10 protein-coding genes are annotated in these 20411 nt (G+C 61.9%); 8 read left to right on the top strand and 2 right to left on the bottom strand.

Translation table 11 applies throughout. The annotated features are described in order from the left end of the window. Both IAE40_RS25240 and IAE40_RS25235 read left to right on the top strand, forming a co-directional pair. Positions 1-9160 (top strand): immunoglobulin-like domain-containing protein (locus IAE40_RS25240; RefSeq protein WP_200604051.1); only part of this gene is annotated, 9160 nt, incomplete at its 5' end. A gap of 159 nt (positions 9161-9319) precedes the next feature. Further along, positions 9320-9661: a hypothetical protein gene (locus IAE40_RS25235; RefSeq protein WP_054895500.1), complete on the top strand. Its 342-nt coding sequence runs from the start codon at positions 9320-9322 to the stop codon at positions 9659-9661. Positions 9662-9759: 98 nt separating this feature from the next. Here IAE40_RS25235 and lapD read toward each other — a convergent pair whose 3' ends face one another. Both lapD and lapG read right to left on the bottom strand, forming a co-directional pair. Then, positions 9760-11706, bottom strand: coding sequence for a cyclic di-GMP receptor LapD (lapD, locus tag IAE40_RS25230; protein ID WP_065862969.1), 1947 nt, complete (start codon positions 11704-11706; stop codon positions 9760-9762). Between the two features lie 9 nt (positions 11707-11715). After that, positions 11716-12477, bottom strand: a complete 762-nt coding sequence (gene lapG / locus IAE40_RS25225) for a cysteine protease LapG (protein WP_172964801.1) — start codon at positions 12475-12477, stop codon at positions 11716-11718. Between the two features lie 204 nt (positions 12478-12681). On the opposite strand from lapG, the gene IAE40_RS25220 reads away from it, so the two are divergent. From IAE40_RS25220 to IAE40_RS25195, 6 genes are all read left to right on the top strand, one after another. Then, a complete protein-coding gene (locus IAE40_RS25220; protein WP_153774114.1) occupies positions 12682-13374 on the top strand; it encodes a GntR family transcriptional regulator in 693 nt (230 codons plus the stop codon). A gap of 72 nt (positions 13375-13446) precedes the next feature. Next, entirely contained in the window at positions 13447-14031 is a 585-nt protein-coding gene (locus tag IAE40_RS25215; RefSeq protein ID WP_125931136.1) for a thioesterase II family protein, read from the top strand. A 590-nt stretch (positions 14032-14621) separates the two neighbouring features. After that, positions 14622-15398, top strand: a complete 777-nt coding sequence (locus tag IAE40_RS25210) for a DUF3050 domain-containing protein (RefSeq protein ID WP_197893474.1) — start codon at positions 14622-14624, stop codon at positions 15396-15398. Beyond that, positions 15395-16324, top strand: a complete 930-nt coding sequence (locus IAE40_RS25205; protein ID WP_200604050.1) for a diiron oxygenase — start codon at positions 15395-15397, stop codon at positions 16322-16324. The genes IAE40_RS25210 and IAE40_RS25205 overlap by 4 nt, the downstream gene beginning before the upstream one ends. A gap of 10 nt (positions 16325-16334) precedes the next feature. Next, on the top strand, positions 16335-19766 hold the full coding sequence (locus IAE40_RS25200) for an amino acid adenylation domain-containing protein (RefSeq protein ID WP_200604049.1): 3432 nt from the start codon (positions 16335-16337) through the stop codon (positions 19764-19766). A gap of 35 nt (positions 19767-19801) precedes the next feature. Further along, the gene (locus tag IAE40_RS25195) at positions 19802-20269 is read left to right on the top strand and encodes an SRPBCC family protein (RefSeq protein ID WP_063541792.1); all 468 of its coding nucleotides are present in this window, start codon (positions 19802-19804) and stop codon (positions 20267-20269) included. Positions 20270-20411: the final 142 nt, after the last annotated feature.

Here is a 20411-nt window from a genome sequence, read left to right as displayed (position 1 = left end):
TCGTCCGCTGACTGTCACCTTGAGCAACGGCGACAAGGTCACCATCGCGGCAGGTCAGACTCAGGTCGAGTACAAGGCACCAGCCCAGGGCGATGACGTCTTCAAGGATTCTGGTTCGCTCACCGTTGGCATCAGCGACGCTACCGTTCCAGGTAAAACCTTCGAAAACCTCGAGCTCGGTGGTTCGGCCACTGTTCAGATTGCTGATACCGAAAGTGAAGTCATCGCGACCCTCACCGCCGACAAGACCACCGTGTCCGAAGATGGCGAGATTACTTATACCGTTACTCTGACCAACGCCCAGGGCCTGGACGTCAAAGGTCATAGCGGTCTGACCTTCACTCTTTCGGATGGCACCAAGGTGACCGTTCCGGCTGGCAGCGCCACCGGTACAATCACCATCCACGCCCCTGATGACGTGTACGTCGGCGGCCAGCCTTCGATCGTCAACAAACTCGAAGGCGTGACTGGCGCAGATAACTTCGAGAAGCTGACGTTGGGTCAGGGCGAAGTGAAAACCGATGTCACCGATGAACCGGGCACCGGCACTCCTGGCACCGGCAACGAAGGCGACAAGGTCTCCGTCACCATCGTCAGTAATGGCAACGTCACCGAAGACCAGCAGCCGTCGTTCACTGTCAAAGTGAACCAGCCGCTGGATCGTCCGCTGACCGTTACCCTGAGCAATGGCGACAAGGTCACCATCGCTGCAGGCCAGACCCAGGTCGAGTACAAGGCACCGGCACAAGGCGATGACGTCTTCAAGGATTCCGGTTCGCTCACCGTTGGCATCAGCGACGCCACCGTACCGGGCAAGACTTTCGAGAACCTCGAACTGGGTGGTTCGGCCACCGTGCAGATCGCCGACACCATCAGCGAAGTAGTCGCTACTCTCAGCGCCGACAAGACCACCGTCAGCGAAGGCGGCCAGGTCACCTACACCGTCACCCTGACGAACGCCCAAGGTCTGTCTGTCACCGGCCATGGCGGTCTGGTGTTCACCCTGAGCGATGGCACCAAGGTTACCGTTCCGGCGGGTAGTGCTACTGGCACCTTCACCATCACCGCCAAGGACGACGTCTATGTCGGCGGCCAGCCGAACATCGTCAACAAGATCGAATCGGTTACCGGCGGCGACAACTTCGAGAAGCTGACCCTCGGCGACAACACCGTCACCACTACGGTGACAGACGAGCCAGGCACTGGCACTCCGGGTACTGGCAACGAGGGCGACAAGGTCTCCGTCACCATCGTCAGCAACGGCAATGTCACCGAAGATCAGCAACCGTCGTTCACCGTCAAAGTGAATCAGCCGCTGGATCGTCCGCTGACCGTCACCCTGAGCAATGGTGACAAAGTCACCATCGCTGCGGGTCAGACCCAGGTCGAGTACAAGGCGCCTGCCCAGGGCGACGATGTCTTCAAAGACTCGGGCTCGCTCACCGTTGGTATCAGCGACGCCAGTGTTCCAGGCAAGACCTTCGAAAACCTGGAGCTGGGTGGTTCGGCCACCGTGCAGATCGCTGACACCGAAAGCGAAGTCATCGCGACCCTGACCGCCGACAAGACTACTGTCAGCGAAGGCGGCGAGATCACTTACACCGTGACCCTGACCAACGCCCAGGGCCTGGACGTCAAAGGCCACAATGGCCTGGTCTTTACGCTCTCGGACGGCACCAAAGTCAGCGTTCCAGCGGGCAGCGCCACCGGAACCATCACCATCCATGCGCCGGATGACGTGTACGTTGGCGGTCAGCCAGCGATCGTCAACAAGCTGGAAGGCGTCACTGGCGCTGACAACTTCGAGAAGCTGACCTTGGGTCAGAACGAAGTGAAGACGAGCGTCACCGACGAACCAGGTACCGGCACCCCAGGCACCGGCAACGAAGGCGACAAGGTTTCGGTCACCATCGTCAGCAACGGCAATGTCACTGAAGATCAGCAGCCAAGCTTCACCGTGAAGGTGAACCAGATCCTGGATCGCCCGCTGACCGTCACCCTGAGCAACGGCGACAAGGTCACCATCGCTGCCGGCCAAACCCAAGTGGAGTACAAGGCGCCAGCCCAGGGCGATGACGTCTTCAAGGACTCGGGCTCCCTGACCGTCGGCATTTCCGATGCCACCGTACCGGGCAAAACCTTCGAGAATCTGGAACTGGGTGGCTCGGCCACCGTACAGATCGCCGACACCATCAGCGAAGTCGTCGCGACCCTGTCCGCAGACAAGGCCACCGTCAGTGAAGGTGGCCAAGTCACCTACACCGTCACGCTGACCAACGCCCAGGGCCTGTCGGTCACCGGCCACAATGGCCTGGTGTTCACCCTGAGCGACGGCACCAAGGTCACCATTCCGGCGGGCAGCGCCACTGGCACCTTCACCATCACCGCGAAGGACGACGTTTACGTCGGCGGCCAGCCGAACATCGTCAACAAGATCGAGTCCGTCACCGGCGGCGACAACTTCGAGAAGCTGACCCTCGGCAGCAATACCGTCACCACCTCTGTCACCGACGAACCCGGCACCGGCACGCCGGGCTCCGGCAACCAGGGCGACAAGGTCTCGGTCACCATCGTCAGCAACGGCGATGTGAACGAAGCACAACAGCCAAGCTTCACCGTGAAAGTCAGCCAGATCCTGGATCGCCCGCTGACCGTCACCCTGAGCAACGGCGATAAAGTCACCATTGCTGCAGGCCAGACCCAGGTCGAGTACAAGGCGCCAGCTCAGGGCGATGACGTCTTCAAGGACGCAGGCTCGCTCACCGTCGGCATCACCGATGCCACCGTTCCAGGCAAGACCTTCGAGAACCTGGAGCTCGGCGGTTCGGCCACCGTGCAGATCAGCGACACCATCACCGAGGTGTTCGCCAACCTGTCCGTGGACAAGAGCACCGTCGCCGAAGGCGGCCAGGTCACCTATACCGTGACCTTGGTCAGCCCGCCGGCCTTCCCGGTCATTGCCCACGGAGGTCTGGTATTCACCCTGAGCGACGGCACCAAGATCACCGTGGCAGCCGGCCAGAAGACCGGCTCGATTACCGTCACCGCCAAGGATGACGTGTACGTTGGCGGCCAGCCTTCGCTGGTCAACAAGCTGGAGTCAGTCACCGGCGCAGACAACTTCGAGAAACTGACCCTCGGCAGCAATACCGTCACCACCACCGTTACCGACGAACCTGGCGTGGGCACGCCGGGCTCCGGCAACCAGGGCGACAAGGTCTCGGTCACCATCGTCAGCAATGGCAATGTCACCGAAGATCAGCAACCGTCGTTCACCGTCAAAGTGAATCAGCCGCTGGATCGTCCGCTCACCGTCACTCTGAGCAATGGCGACAAAGTTACCATCGCCGCGGGCCAGACTCAGGTCGAATACAAGGCACCAGCCCAGGGTGATGACGTCTTCAAAGACTCGGGCTCCCTGACTGTGGGCATCACCGATGCCACCGTTCCGGGCAAGACCTTCGAGAACCTCGAACTGGGTGGCTCGGCCACCGTGCAGATCACCGACACCATCAGCGAAGTAGTCGCAACGCTGTCCGCCGACAAAACCACCGTCACCGAAGGCGGCCAGGTGACCTACACCGTCACGCTGACCAACGCCCAGGGCCTGTCGGTCACTGGCCATAGCGGCCTGGTATTCACCCTCAGCGACGGCACCAAGGTCACCGTGCCGGCGGGCAGCGCCACTGGCACCTTCACCATCACCGCGAAGGACGACGTCTACGTCGGCGGCCAGCCGAACATCGTCAACAAGATCGAGTCCGTCACCGGTGGCGACAACTTCGAGAAGCTGACTCTCGGCAGTAACACCGTCACTACCACCGTTACCGACGAACCTGGCGTGGGCACGCCGGGCTCGGGTAACCAAGGCGACAAGGTCTCGGTCACCATCGTCAGCAATGGCAACGTCACCGAAGACCAGCAACCGTCGTTCACCGTCAAAGTGAACCAGCCGCTTGATCGTCCGCTCACCGTCACCCTGAGCAATGGCGACAAGGTCATCATTGCCGCGGGCCAGACTCAGGTCGAGTACAAGGCGCCAGCGCAAGGCGACGATGTCTTCAAGGATTCCGGTTCGCTCACCGTTGGCATCAGCGACGCAACCGTTCCAGGCAAGACATTCGAGAATCTTGAGCTCGGTGGTTCGGCCACCGTGCAGATCACGGACACCATCAGCGAAGTCATTGCAACGCTGTCCGCTGACAAGACCACCGTCACCGAAGGCGGCCAGGTCACCTACACCGTCACCCTGACCAACGCCCAAGGCCTTTCGGTTACCGGCCATGGCGGCCTGGTGTTCACCCTGAGCGATGGCACCAAGGTCACCGTGCCGGCGGGCAGTGCTACTGGCACCTTCACCGTCACCGCCAAGGACGACGTCTATGTCGGCGGCCAGCCGAACATCGTCAACAAGATCGAATCGGTTACCGGTGGTGATAACTTCGAGAAGCTGACCCTCGGCAGCAATACCGTCACCACCACCGTCACCGACGAACCTGGCGTGGGCACGCCGGGCTCGGGTAACCAGGGCGACAAGGTCTCGGTCACCATCGTCAGCAATGGCAATGTCACTGAAGATCAGCAACCGTCGTTCACCGTCAAAGTGAACCAGCCACTGGATCGTCCGCTGACCGTCACCCTGAGCAACGGCGACAAGGTCACCATCGCTGCGGGTCAGACCCAGGTGGAATACAAGGCACCAGCTCAGGGCGATGACGTCTTCAAGGACTCGGGCTCGCTGACCGTTGGTATTTCCGACGCTTCCGTACCAGGCAAGACTTTCGAAAACCTGGAGCTCGGCGGCTCGGCCACCGTACAGATCGCCGACACCATCAGCGAAGTCGTCGCGACCCTGTCCGCAGACAAGACCACCGTCAGCGAAGGTGGCCAAGTCACCTACACCGTCACCCTGACCAACGCCCAAGGCTTGTCGGTTACCGGTCACAACGGCCTGGTGTTCACCCTCAGCGACGGCACCAAGGTCACCATTCCGGCGGGCAGCGCCACTGGCACCTTCACCATCACCGCGAAGGACGACGTTTACGTCGGCGGCCAGCCGAACATCGTCAACAAGATCGAGTCCGTCACCGGCGGCGACAACTTCGAGAAGCTGACCCTCGGCAGCAATACCGTCTCCACCTCTGTCACCGACGAACCTGGCGTGGGCACGCCGGGCTCGGGTAACCAGGGCGACAAGGTCTCGGTCACCATTGTCAGCAACGGTAACGTCACCGAAGACCAGCAGCCGTCGTTCACCGTCAAAGTGAACCAGCCGCTGGATCGTCCGCTCACCGTCACTCTGAGCAATGGCGACAAGGTCACCATCGCCGCGGGCCAGACCCAGGTCGAGTACAAGGCGCCAGCCCAGGGCGATGATGTCTTCAAAGACTCGGGCTCCCTGACCGTGGGCATCAGCGACGCCACCGTTCCGGGCAAGACCTTCGAGAACCTGGAGCTCGGCAGTTCGGCCACCGTGCAGATCACCGACACCATCAGCGAAGTCGTCGCGACCCTGTCCGCAGACAAGACCACCGTCAGCGAAGGTGGCCAAGTCACCTACACCGTCACCCTGACCAACGCCCAAGGCCTGTCGGTCACCGGCCACAATGGCCTGGTGTTCACCCTCAGCGACGGCACGAAAGTGACCGTTCCGGCTGGCAGCGCCACCGGTACCTTCACCATCACCGCCAAGGACGACGTCTATGTGGGCGGCCAGGCGCCGATCGTCAACAAGATCGAATCGGTCACCGGCGGCGACAACTTCGAGAAACTGACCCTCGGCAGCAACACCGTCACCACCACCGTCACCGACGAGCCGAGCGGCCAGGGCGACCTGACCACCGTGGGCATCAGCGGCGACACTTCGGTGACCGAAGGCGACACCGCGCACTACACCCTGACCCTGACCAATCCGTCCAAGACCGAGGTCACCGTCACCCTGAGCTACAGCGGCACCGCTACCAACGGCCAGGACTACACCGGTGTGGTCACCGTGAAGATTCCGGCCGGCGCCAGCACCGCCAACTTCGACATCAAGACCATTGACGACCAGCTCGTCGAAGGCTCGGAAAACTTCACCATCCAGATCAGCGGTGTCAGCGGCGGCGGCTTCGAAAACCTGCAGGTCAACCCGAGCAAGTCGAGCGTCACTACCACGATCATCGACAACGACCACATGCCGGTATCGCCAGGCGGCGCCGTCACCGGCACCGAAGACACCGACTACGTGTTCCAGTGGGGCGACTTCAAGGTCACCGACGCCGATGGCAACACTGGCCTCGGCGTGACGATCAGCAAGCTGCCGGATCTGGGCAACCTGAAGTTCTTCAACGGCACTTCGTGGGTCGACGTGTCGCTCAACCAGACCATCAGCCAGGCCGACATCGCCGCCGGCAAGCTCAAGTTCGTTCCGCTGGCCAACCAGTCGGGCGTCGACGGTTACGGTGGCAGCGGCGTGGGCAACAAGCAGGCCGACTACGCGCAGATCAAGTACAAGCCCAACGACGGCACCAACACCGGCAGCGAAGTGACCATGAAGGTCGACATCGCGCCGGTCGCCGACAGGCCTGACCTGTCGATCGGCAACAACAACGTCAACTCGATCGGCCTGACCAAGGAAACCTGGAACAGCCTCAACGGCCTGGGCAACAACGGTAACGGCATCACCGGCGACCAACTCAAGAGCGTGTTCGCCAACTCCGGCAACGCGAACAAGAGCGAGCAGGTCACGACCGTCGACACCACCGCCACCGTGACCCCGGGCACCGGCTCGAAGACCTCCGGCCTGATCTATCTGGAAGCCGGCAAAACCTACACCTTCAGCGGCACGGCCGACGACAGCCTGCAAATCGTCATTGGTGGCAAGAACGTCGCCAGCGGCACCTGGGGCAACGCCAGCGGCGCGATCACCGGCAGCTACACCCCGACCACCAGCGGCTACTACACCCTGGAGATCTACAACGCCAACCAGGCCGGCCCTGGCAGCCTGGACATCAACATCAAGGTGGGCAACGGCGCCGTCACAGACCTGAACAGCTCGACCATCCCGATGTACCCGAACGTAGGCTCCATGACCAATGCAGGCCTGACGGTCTCTGACCTGCACGGCAGCAACGGCCAAGGCTACTACGAAGGCTACAAGCTCAACGAAGGCCGTGAGAATGGCGCGCCGGTCAAGCTGGTGGGCATCAGCACCAACCTGACCGACACCGACGGTTCGGAAACCCTGAGCGTCAAGCTCAGCGGCATCCCGGCAGGTTCGGTGATCAGCGACAACGCAGGCCACAGCTTCACCGTCGGCAGCAGCGCGGTGGATGTCACCGGCTGGAACCTGGGCAGCCTGGCAATCAAGCCACCGGCCTACTACAGCGGCCAGTTCGACGTGAAGGTCAGCTCGACCTCCAGCGAAAGCGTTGGCGGCAGCACCGCGACCAACGAGGGCACCATCAAGGTCACGGTGTACCCGCAGACCTACAACACCAGCAACCTGACCTCCGAAGGCGACAACTTTGCCGGTACCGATGGCAACGATATCGTCGTCGCCGACGTGGTCGGCCTGCACGTGGTGCCAGGTCAGAACTACAACATCGCCTTCATCGTCGACACCTCGGGCAGCATGGGCTCGTCTGGCGTGGATGCGGCGAAGAAGTCGCTGGAGTCGGTGTTCAAGACCCTGGCCGCCAGCGTCAAGGGCGACCAGTCCGGTACCGTGAACATCCTGCTCGTGGACTTCGCCAGCCAGGTGAAATCCACGGTCTCGGTGACCCTCAACGATGCCGGCCTGCAGACCCTGCTCAACGCTCTGAAGACGCTGAACTCCGACGGTGGTACCAACTACGAGGATGCCTTCAAGACCACCGCCAACTGGTTCCAGAACCTCCAGAATGCTGGCAACACCGGCAGCAACCAGACGTTCTTCGTCACCGACGGCAAGCCGACCTACTACCAGACCAGCGAGCGCGGCAACCCGACCCTGGGCAGCACCAGCACCACGCTGGACAGCTTCCTAACTGCGAACAACTGGAAACCAGGCAATACGATCTCTACGTACCTGAACAATACGAACTACATAACCATCGACAGTACCGGCAAGCTGACCGTCCAGACCTACTCCTGGGGCGGCTGGACCGTGACCACCAGCGGCGATGTACGTGCCGAAGGTAACGGTGGCTACGAACTGTCCTCCCGCGCCGGTAACGGCTCCGATACCACGACCGCGACCCTGAACGACTCGACCGCCGCCTTCAAGCTGCTGTCGGGGCTGTCGCAGGTCGAGGCCATCGGCCTGAACAGCGATATCAAGGCCAATGACCTCAAACCGTTCGACACCGATGGCAAACCGCAGACCAACATCGACCCGAGCAAGCTGGCCGAGGCCATCCTTGGGCACACCGAGGTCACCCAGCCAGGTAACGACACGGTCAACGGCGGTGATGGCAACGACATCATCTTCGGTGACCTGGTCACCTTCGACTCGGTCGCAGGTACCGGTGTCGATGCGATTCGCGGTTATGTCGCCAACAAGCTGGGCCTCGATGCGGGCGATGTAGATGGGCGGGCGATGCACAAGTACATCACCGAGCACTACACCGAGTTCGATGTCTCGCGCAGCAACGATGGCAACGACACGCTGATGGGCGGCGATGGTGACGACATCATCTTCGGCCAGGGTGGCGACGACTATATCGACGGTGGTCGTGGCAACGACATCCTGCTCGGCGGCACCGGCAACGACACCCTGCTGGGCGGTGAAGGCAACGACCTCCTCATCGGTGGTGCCGGCAACGACGTGCTGATCGGTGGCAAGGGCGATGACATCCTCATCGGTGGCACCGGTGCCGACACCTTCGTGTGGAAGGCCGGCGACCTGGGCAACGATGTGATCAAGGACTTCAAGGCCAGTGAGGGCGACCGCCTCGATCTGCGCGACCTGCTGCAGGGCGAGAAGGCCAGCACCATCGACAACTTCCTGAAGATCACCACCGTGAACGGTGAGTCGACCCTGCAGGTCAGCACCGAGGGCAAGCTCAATGCCGCCGGTGGCCTGGCCAACGCGGATGTGTCGATCAAGCTCGAGGGTGTGAACTGGTCGAACACCACGATCAACTCGTTGATCAGTGGCGCCGACCCGACCATCAAGATCGACAACTCCAACAGCTGATGCCCACGCCCCTGACGGCCTTCACCGGCCGCCAGGGGCTTGGCGCTTTCCTGCCGTCGCCTCACGGCGCATACTCGCTTGCCGGGCCCGGCAGGCCTGTTGAACTTTGCCTATGCTGCTGACAACCAAGAAGGAATCATCGTGACGAGGGTCGATGCCATGTTCTACGTGCAACGCGACGCCAACGGCCAGTTGCTGCGGGTAGAAGCAGCTGCCTTTGCCGAGTACACCGAAGCGCTGCCGGCCGACCATGCCGAAATTCAGGAATGGTTCGCCGATGACGTCGTGGAGAACAGTCTCAAGCAGCTCAAACAGAGCGATCTGGACATGATCCGTGTGCTCGAGGACCTGATCGAGGTGTTGACCGCCAAGGGCGTGTTCAGCATAACCGACCTGCCTCCCGGCGCCCAAGCAAAACTGCTCAACCGCTCCACCGCGCGCAAGGCGCTGGGAAGCCTGAACAACCTGATCGAAGAAGATGAAGAAGGCGGGTTGATCTGAAGAGTTGCTGATACCGCGCTGCTCGTTTCGCGTGTGAATCGGGACGCCGATTTACCCGCGAAAAGAGCAGCACACTTTTACGGATCGCAACACCGTCCTTATTTCCAGGGCGCCGGCTCGCCCACCAACTGCCCCTGAATCCCCTGCACACCCATCTCGCGCAACACCTGCAGCTCCCCTTCGGTCTCCACGCGCTCGGCAATCAACGGCAGGTCGATGCTGTGCGCCGCCCCCTGGATCGCTTCGATGAACAGCCGCTTGTGCCGCTCCTGGTCGATGCTGCGGATATAACCGCCATCGATCTTCAGGTACGCCAAGCCCAGGTGAGCCAGGTTGCCGATCATGCTGAAGCGCCCGCCGAAGCGCTGCAGCGCCAGGCCGAAGCCGAGCTTGTGCAAATGGCGGGTCAGTTTTTCCAGCTGTGCCTGTTCTGGCAGTTGCTCCTCGCCGATCTCGAAGGTCAACCTCGGCCCCAATGCCGCATGCTGCCCCAGCAGTTCGTAGACTCGCTGCAATGCCTTGGCATCGGCCAGGGTGGCGGCAGACAGGTTCAGCGCCAGCGACTCACCATGCTGCTGCAGATGCCGCAACACCTTCTCCAGCACCAGCAGGTCGAGCCGTGGCATCCAGCCGAAACGCTCGAGCCACGGCAGGAAGCGCCCTGCGACAAGCGCCTCGTCCTGTCCGTCGTACAGGCGCGAAATCACTTTGTAGTGCAGGACTCGCTCTGGCGCATGGCAGTCCACCACAGGCTGGAAGAACAGTTGGAACTGGCCCTTGTCCAGAGCCTGGTCAAGACGTGAATGCCAGGCGTGATGGCTGTCGGCAGCCTGGGCCGCGGCGCCCTGTTCAAGGCAGACCCAGCCTGGCTCCGGTTGGCTCTCGGCCCGTGCCAGCGCCTCGTCAGCCAGCTTCAACAGGGCTTGCGGTGCGTCCCCAGGGCTGAACGGCGCCAATCCGATACACGCCACCGGGTCGACATCGCTGGCACCCGTCACATGCAGGCTCTGCAAGGTCGCCTCGAGGGCCTGTGCCAGTTGCACCGCCTCTTCATGCACCATGCCCGGTGCCAGAACAGCAAACTCGCCACCGCGGCTGCGGGTAATCAGGTCCTTGGTTTCCGGATAGCTGGCGCATGTGCGCCGCAGCTGCTCGCCCACCGCCTGCAACAACTGGTCGGTGCGCTGACCACCCAGGCGGGCGTTGAGGCCGGCCAGGTCCTGCACCCGCAGCAACAGCAGATAACCGGCTCGGGCCTCTTCGAGGTTGCTGACACGCGTGTTCAACTGCATTTCGAAGTAGCGCCGGTTGGCCAGCCCCGTGAGGCTGTCCTGGTACGACTCGCTGCGCAGCTTTTCACTGCGCTCGGCCTGTTCGGTGAACAGCGCCTTGAGCTTCTCGACCATCTGGTTCATCGCCTGCACCACCCGACGCAGTTCTGGCGTGCGCGGCAGCTCAGGCAGGCTGAGGAACTCACGGCGGGCGATCGCGTGGGACTGCGCCACCATGTAGTCCAGCGGCCTCAGTTGACGGCGCAGCAGCAGTGCACCCAGCACCGCACTCACCACGCCGCACAGCAGCAACCAGCCCAGGCTGCCCAGGGCACTCTGCCAGAGCTTGGCCAGGGCGAACATCGGGTGGCTGATTACCTCGACCCGCGCGGCCTGTTGCCATCCCCGGCTGACAATGGCATCGCCGCCGGCCGGCTCAAGCCCGATCAGGCCGATGAACCAGCCTGGTACCCCGTTGCTGTCCGGCTCGGCATGACGCTCGACCAGGACGGCGTTGGAGTCCAGGTCGATGACCTTGATGCTCGAGTAATAACCACTGTCGAAGATCGAGCTGACCATCAGCTCGACCATTGCCGGATCATCGATGTTGGGTGTGAGCGACAAGGCCAGCGCCGTCGCCGCATCCTGGGCATGGGAACGCAGCTGGTTGACGTACTGGCTGCGCGAACTCTCCAGGCTGACCATGAAGCTGCCGCTGAAGGCAATGGCCAGGAGCAGGCATATGGCAAGCAACAATTGTTTGAACAGTGACATCTGTGCTCCTCAATAAACCGGTTCGGCCGGGAACCCTTCGGCCTGCATTTTCTTCAGCACGTCCTGCCAGCGTGACAGGCGCTTGGTGTCGCCGACCTTCTTGTTGCCGCCGGCGCCGGTCAGCCACAAACCCTCGCCATTGAAGGCATAGACCGGCAGCAGGTCGTTGCGCTGGCTGGCCGGCTTGATCGCGTCCATCAGGCTGTCCAGCACCAGTGGCTGGGCCTGTGGGCTTGAATAATAGGTCAGGACCATGTGCGCCCGGTTCAGGCGCAACGCCTTGACGTAGGTGATGCGCAGTTTTTCGGCGGGCACCCCCATGCGGCGCAGGCTGAAATACTTGGCGATGGCGTAGTCCTCGCAGTCGCCGGCGCCCTTGATCAGCGACTGGACCGGCGTGGCCCAGTAATCGACTTCATGCCACAGGTCGATGTCCTCGACATAACGCAGCTGCTTGTTGAAGAACAGATTGACGACCTGCAGTTTGTCCAGCTCGCTGCCCTGGTTCTGGGTGGCCATCAGGTTCTGCCAGGCGTCGATACGCCCCTGCCCTGGGCCAAGCGGACCGTACAGCTGTTGCGCACGACGGCTGATCTGGGCGAAATCCCAATCCGCATGCAGGCCGCCCAGCAGCAGGCAGCCAAGCAGTACGGCGAGGCCGAGGCGACGCACGGCCAAATTGAGCATTCCAGGTATCGCCACTGCGAACACCCATCCAGACCAGTCGAAAGCAGCGATGGTGCGGCTTGCCGGGGGAAAAGACAATGGCACCTTACAATCACGGTGCACTTGAAAAAGCGTAGGAGGTTGCGATCATCGAGCCAGGAAAAGTCCGACTTCCTTTGCTCGATGACTTCATTCACGATAGCCGCACTCCATCGGCCGCAGGCGTCCGTCACCGCGGTTTGACAAGCCATCACCCCGCTGACTAGGGTTATTGGATCCAATCATCGCAATCATCGAGGCAGACTCCGCGTGGCCGAGAAAACCAGATTCCTCAGCTCCGTGCTGGGTAACGAGCAGGTGCCAGCACACCTGGCCCGCAGCGTGATCGAAGAGCGTCTGCGCAGCGCCATTGTCGATGGCCGGCTGCCTCCTGGCACTGCCTTGCGCCAGCAGGAGCTCGCTGGCCTGTTCGGGGTCAGCCGGATGCCGGTACGCGAGGCGCTGCGCCAGCTCGAGGCGCAATCACTGCTCAAGGTAGTGATGCACAAGGGCGCCGTGGTCGCACCGCTGATCGACGAGGATGCCGTCGACACCTACGGCCTGCGCGTTCTGCTCGAAGCAGAAGCGCTGCGACAGTCGATTCCCCACCTGGACGCAAGCGACATCGCCCTCGCCCGCAGCTATATCCAGCAACTGGAAAACGAGACGCGCCACGCCGAGATCGGACGCCTCAACCGCCTGTTCCACATGACGCTGTACAGCAAGGCGCACAACCACAAGTTGTTGCGCATGATCGAGATCGAACTCAACGAAGAGGAGCGCTTCCTGCGCTTCCACCTGTCGTCCATGGGCCTGGGAAAGCTGACTCAGGACGACCATATCGCACTGGTGGACGCTGCCAGCGACAAGTTGGTCGACCAGGCCATCGACGTGCTGGAAAGGCACCTCAATACGGCATCCCGCACCATCAGGAACTACCTGAACAGCCAAGCCGCCAGGTGAATCACCCGCTGACACAGCCACAAGCCGTGTCAGCCATGAAGCTCCGTTACCGAACGGAGCGAAGGACAGACAGTGCACGTCCAGAAACCATCGGTAACAGAGCACTCCGGGCAACCCCCGAGAACCCGTCTCATCTGCCTTGCCTGCAGCCAGGAGCACCTGGAGCAATACCGCGCCTGGTCCCATGCCCTGAGCGACCATATCGAACTGGTAGCGGTGGATGTCAGACGCCATGCCGAATGCAGCCCGTGTAATCCGCTGCAAGGCCCCTCCGCCCTCGCCCGAACCGTGGCCAAGTACCTGCATCCCTACCTTGAAGGGCCCCATGCCCTTTTTGGTCAGCGCCTGGGCGCACACATGGCGTTCGAGCTGGCCCAACTCGCGGAACGCGAATACCCCGAGCAGACCCGCCATTTGTTTGTTTCCAGCTGTGACAGCCCAAGGGTCGCCGAGCCCGCTGCCAGCGCGAATGCCATACGGATACCGGTGACGGTGCTCTACCCACCTGGAACACTCCCCGAAATGCTTGGCTGGCACGCCTTCGTCCGGCGCGAACTGGAGCTCATCGAGCTGCCCGAGCACAGCGTCGACAAGTCATACCAAGACCAAAGACTCGTCAGAATCTTCAACACGCATCTTGGCTTGCTGGGCTTCTGAGCACGCAACGCCCCCTCTTGAGGTCATTGTTTCCCCCGATACGCTGCCAATGACCATGGCAGCGCGAGTCGTTTGAGCCCACTCTAGTCGCGCTGCGACTGCTGATCGTCCATCCCGGGCCCGGTCGTATGCCTTCCATTTACCCGCAGAAGGAGCCCGACACCGGGGCAAGGGCCGCGTGCGATCAGCCGCCCCTCAACAGTGGAATATCCTCGCACTCCCATTCACCAGTGCTTCGAGTGAGGCATTCACTCAACTTCGTTTTCTGATGATTAATTATCGGAAGGGGCCTGTCTTGCCAAAATAAAACTTTCAAAATGTTTTATTCGAATCACTATTAATTCAACTTTTTAAATATTGAAAATATTTCAAAAAACATTTGCGACACACTTTGATGTTGTTCTAACTTTTATATCGCCGGCACCCGCCACGGCTTGACTCCGCACAAGCCAGATGAATCAAGGGGCGGCCACTATCCCTGAGACTGTTCAGCCATCGAGTCTATGTCGAGGCCCGCGTTCGTCCGATGTATTTCAGAGGCTGCAACTTATCGGGAAAACACGCCAACTTTCGCACAATGGATATTACTCATGAGCACATTGAAGCGCACACTTTCCAGTCATAAGGCCACGCTCGCACGACATCCACTCTTTTCAGAAATCGACAACGTCGAGACCTTGCAACGCTTCATGGAAACCCATGTTTTCGCGGTGTGGGACTTCATGTCGCTGACCAAGCGCCTGCAACGGGAACTGACCTGCGTAAGCCTGCCCTGGCTACCACCGGCGGATCCCGCCGCTGCCCGGCTGATCAACGAGATCGTGCTCGGCGAAGAGTCTGATGACTGCCCGCAGCACGGCCACTACAGCCACTTCGAACTGTACCTGGACGCCATGCGCGAGGTCGGTGCCAGCACCCAGGCAATCGAGCGCTTCGTCCACCTGCAACGACAGGGGCTCGACTACGCCACCGCCCTGCAGCGCTGTGGCGCCAGCGAGGCAGCCAGGCACTTCGTCCTCGACACACTCGACGTGGCACTCAACGCGCCTGCCCATCGCGTGGCAGCAGCCTTCCTGCATGGCCGCGAAAGTGTCATCCCGGCGATGTTCCAGCAGATCCTCGACGAGTGGGGCATCGGCCAGGCGCAGGCTCCGACCTTCCGCTATTACCTGCAGCGCCACATCGAGGTCGACGCCGAAGATCACGGTCCGGCCGCCGAAGCGCTGCTGGCGCGCCTGGTGAACGATGATCCGCAACGTCAGCAAGAGGTGTACGAAGCCGCCATCGCCGCTGTCCAGAGCCGCACCGCGTTGTGGGATCGTCTGCGCGCTTCGCTGCAGGTAGCCGCCAGCGAGGTCACGCCATGAATGCGCTCGAATACCGCTCCTTCGCCGACGCCTGGGAGGAGCGCGCCACCATCCGCACCCGCCCGCGGCGTCGGATCGAGGACGACCAGCGGCTGATCTACCCGCTCAGCCGCCAACCACTGGTGCAAAGCGCCACGTTCCAACGGGCTTGCCCACACCTGCGTGATTTCGTGCTGGTGCAGAGCCTCTACAAGTTCATCAACGACGTGGTGATCTTCGAGACCGAGATCGTCGACCGCACGGCCCGGCGGATTGCCAAGGACCGCTTCACCGTGCGTTTTCCCTTCGCCTGTCGCTATGACGCAATGACCGTGGTGGTCGACGAGGACTACCACGCGCTGGTGGCCATGGACTTCCTGCAGCAGACCATCGCCCTGACCGGCCTCGAGCCGATCGCCCTGCCTACCGAGATCGAACTCAGCCGTGCGATCCCCTCTGCACTGGCACAGGTGCCAGAAGCGCTGCGGGACGCCCTTGAGCTGATCTGCGTGGGCATCGCAGAAAACACCCTGACCGACGATGTCGCCGCCTTTGCCCGCGATGACACGGTCAAGCCTTCGGTGAAGGGGCTGATGGCCGATCACCTGCTCGACGAGGGTCGGCATTCGAGCTTCTGGGCGCGTCTGACGCGGATCTATTGGCAAGCCGCGCCGGAGGTGGATCGCCAGATGATCGCCCAGGTGCTGCCCGTGTTCCTGGGCCAGTACCTGACCAACGACATCCAGCAGGCCTTCGACTTCAACCTGATCGAGGCGTTGCCAGTCAACGAAACACTGCGCCAGTCGCTGCGCGAAGAAGTGCTCGGCCTGGCCTATCCGATCAACCACCAGCATCCGTTGCTGGGCAACATCCTGCGCTTCTTCCGCAGCAGCTCGATGCTCGAGTCGCCTTGCGTGCAGGAAGCCCTGCGCGGCTACCTGCCCTGAGGAGATCCGCATGCGACGTCTCGACATACTATTGGTCGGCCACAGCCTCGCGCTGCGCAACCTGGCCCGGATACTCGACGAGCAGGGCCACGGCACCCTGCTGGCCGGTACACCCTCGGCGCTACGCCAGGCCCTGGCCAGCCATCACTCTCTGGTTCTGGAAGACGGCAGCCTGGTGCTGTGCACCAGTGACTGGGCCCTCCTGGGGGAAACGCCGTTGTTCAGGATCCGCCTGGGCGCCAGCCACGGCGACACCCTGCCACACCTGGAACTGCTGTGCTGGTGCGCCAGTGCCACGGCTGCGCGCCTGATCAGCCGGGTATCATTGGTCGCACCCTCCTCGGGCAATGGCCAGCAACTGCGTGAAGATGCCGTGCGAGCTTTGGAGGAGCAGGTCGCCCATCAGGTCGCCTGCCTTGCCCGCGATCCGCAACATCTGAGCGAAACGTGCGCCGTCGAGCCTGGCCTACAGATGCGTGAGCACGGCCTGGATTGGCTGCAAACGCTGGCCTACCGCCATCCGTTCAACCGCTCCCAGCGCGCAGACCTGCTGGTAACGAGTGAAGTCGGCTTGATGGAGGGCCTGGAGCAGCCTCTGCGCCAGTACGCGCAGCAACCGGCGCTGAACCGCGATGGCCAGCGCAGCAGCTATCACGACCTGCACGCTCTCGCCGTGACCTTGCAACGGGCACTGTTGCCATTACTGCCTGATCAGGACGATCAGCCTGTGGTGGTGGGCGTGTGTCTGGCCAAGTCGCCGGCACTCTATGCCAGCGTGCTGGCGATATTGGGTTGCGGCGCAATCTACCTGCCACTGGACCCGCCGACGCCCACAGAGCGTCGCCAACGTATCCTGCAGGACTCCGGCGCGCGGGTACTGCTGCATGACGGCCAGCCACATGCCGGACTGGCCCTGCTGGATGTGCGCACGCTGCAGGCGGCCACTGACAGTTGCCTGCCCTCGCTGGTCCTGCGGCAAGGGACAGCAGAGCGGGCCTGCGTGGCGATCTACACCTCTGGCACCACCGGCCAACCGAAAGGCGTGTTGCTCAGCCAGCGCAACCTCACCCACTTCATCGCCTGGTATCGCGAGCATGTCGCGCTGGATGCGCACAGCCGGGTGCTTCAGTTCTCAACCATCGGCTTCGATGCCTCGCTGCTGGATATCCTGCCGACCTTCGCCTGCGGCGCGGAACTGGTCATTCCCAGCGATGACCAGCGCCGTGATCCCCAGCTACTGGTGCAACTTATCCACAGCCAGGCCGTGAGCCATGCGTTTCTGCCGCCAGCACTGCTGAGCATCCTCCCGCCTGATGAACCGCTTGGCCTGCGCCACCTGATCACCGGAGGCGATGTCTGCGAGCCCCAGGTCATCGCGCGGTACAGCGAACAATGCCGGATGCACAACATCTATGGCCCAACCGAAACCACGGTATTGGCGACTACTCGCATCTGCGCTGCCGGTGACAGTAATCGCAACCTGGGGGTGCCGATCGCCAATACTCAAGTGCTGATCCTGGACGACGATTTGCAGCCGGTCACTCAGGAGATGCCCGGAGAACTGTACATCTGCGGCCCGGGGGTCGGGCTGGGGTATCTCAACAATCCAGAACTGACCGCCGAGCGTTTCATCGCACTCGACTTGCCCGATGGCCGTTCGCTGCGTACCTACCGTACAGGTGACATTGGCAAATGGACCGCACAGGGTATCGAGCTGTGCGGGCGACGCGACAACCAGGTGAAGATCCGTGGATTTCGCGTAGAGCCGGAAGAAATCGAACACTGCCTACGCAACAGCGGCCTGTATGCACAGATCGCAGTGGTGATCGATGCCCAGCGCCGCGTGCTGGCTTTCGCTGCGCAGCCGACAAGCCATCAGGCCGACTCTGCACTGCGTCAGCATGCTGAGTGGCATCTGCCCGACTACATGCGTCCGGGGTTCTACCAGGTGTTGGAGCAGATGCCCTATACCGCTAACGGCAAGGTCGACCGCCTGGCGTTGCGGGCGCTGCCACTGACGTTGCCACCGGCACAGCGAGTAGCACCCAGCACACCAACCGAGCAGCGTCTGCTGGGGCTCTGGAGTGGACTGCTGGAACTGGACCAGGCGGATATTTCCGCCGACGACAGCTTCTTCAGCCTGGGCGGACATTCCATCCTGCTGTCGAGGCTGCTGCTGGAGGTGCGCCAGGCCTTCGGCCGCGGCGTGGCGATCAATCGCTTCATCGAACAGCCGACGCTACAGCGCCTGGGTGCGTTGCTCGACGGTGACGCTGCCGCACTGGACAGTTCACTCGAACGCCTGGAGCAGGACGCCAACCGTGACTTGAACCTTCAGGTACTGCCCCTGCAGGCCATGGGAGATGTGCACAAGGTCATCGTCACGGGCGCCAACAGCTTTCTCGGCGTGCATCTGGTCGAAGCACTGCTCGGCTGGGGGGCCACGGAGGTGGCGTGCCTGGTACGTAGCAACGCAACCCAGACGGCCAGTGAACGCTTCAGGCAGGCATTGGCAGACAATCAGCTGAGCCTCGATGATGAGCGCGTGCGGGTATTCGACGCGGACCTGCGCCGTCCTCGGCTGGGGTTGAGCGACGCGGACTACGACGATCTCGACTTGAACTACGGTGCACTGGTGCACAACGCCGCCCAGGTCAATCACGTACTCGACTACCAGGCCCTGGCCAGCGACAACATCGAACCGCTGTTCGAGTGCCTGCGCCTGTGCGAAGGGCGGCGCAAGAAGGTCTTCAACTTCGTCTCGACACTGTCCGCGTGTAGCGCAATGGACAGCGACGGCCGCGTGCTGGAGCAAGGCCCCGTGTCGACTCCGCCGATCTACATCCGCAATGGCTACAACCTGAGCAAATGGGTCGGCGAACGTATTCTCCAGCGGGCACGTGAAGCAGGGGTACGGGTAAATCTATTCCGCCCCGGCAATATCAGCTTCGACAGCCGCAATGGCGTATGCCAGCCCCAGCGCAATCGCTTGATGCTGATGCTCAAGGGCTCACTGCAGCTGGGCCAGGTGCCACGGCTGGAGATCGATTTCGACCTCATGCCGGTGGACTTCCTCGCCCGCTTCATCGCCTTCCACAGCAGCAGGCACCAACCCGCGCAATGCGTCTTCAACCTGCACAACCCAGAACCGCTGCGTTGGCAAGACTACCTGGCCGCGTTCCGCGAGCAGGGCCACCGCTTCGAGCTGGTCGAGGTGGAGCAGTGGCAAGGCCAGTTGAGTCGGGTAGATCGCGACAACGCGCTGTTCGATGTCCTGGGCTTCTACCTCGACGGCTTCGAGGAGGACATCGGCGATATCTCCAGCATCGAGCACGGTAATGCCCGCGAGGGTGTTCGGCGCATGGGCGTCTGCTACCCGGCCAAGGACGCGCAGTTGCTGCGTCGCGGCTGCCGCTACCTGAGCGCTATCGGCTTTCTCTGATTCCTTCGGTTCATCCACAACAGGAGCAACATCGCATGCAAACACTCAAACCCGACACGCTGATCCGTAATCCACAAGGCTGCCTGGTGGTATCCAGCGTGGACATTGCAGCCCCGGCGGAGGCGGTATGGAACATCGTTGGCAACTTCGCCGGCTTCCCGGTGTTCATCCCCGCTTTGGCCCACATCGACATGACCGGAAGCGGCGTACGTTCGGTGCGCAAGAAACTGTTCAAGGACGGCAATGTGGTCATCGAGCAGTTGAACTCACGAGACGAGCAGACAATGCAGATGACTTGGAGCCTGATCTACACCAGCCTGAATATCGGCAACCTGTGGGCTGCGATGCAGGTCGAGGCGCTGGATGCGCATCGCAGCCGTGCGGTCTGGACTATCCAGGCCGAACCTTGGGAGGGCGGCCCAGAGGCATTGCCAGGCTTCCAGGCATTTCTCCAGGGCTTTGCCGATGAAGCGATGGCGAACGTGCGCAATCTGCTGAGCTGAAGGCGATAACCAGGCCGCTGTTGTGGGAAGTGCGCTCCCCACAGCAGCGGTTTTTCTTGGACGCCAGAAAGGCAAAACCCCTACCTGCTCACGCAGATAGGGGTTTTGCGAAATGAATCTTGACGATGACCTACTCTCACAT

Source organism: Pseudomonas sp. S44 (assembly GCF_016624805.1).
GTDB lineage: Bacteria > Pseudomonadota > Gammaproteobacteria > Pseudomonadales > Pseudomonadaceae > Aquipseudomonas > Aquipseudomonas machongensis.
The sequence above is the reverse complement of the archived record's forward strand: the minus strand, read 5'-3'. Positions and strand labels throughout refer to the sequence as shown.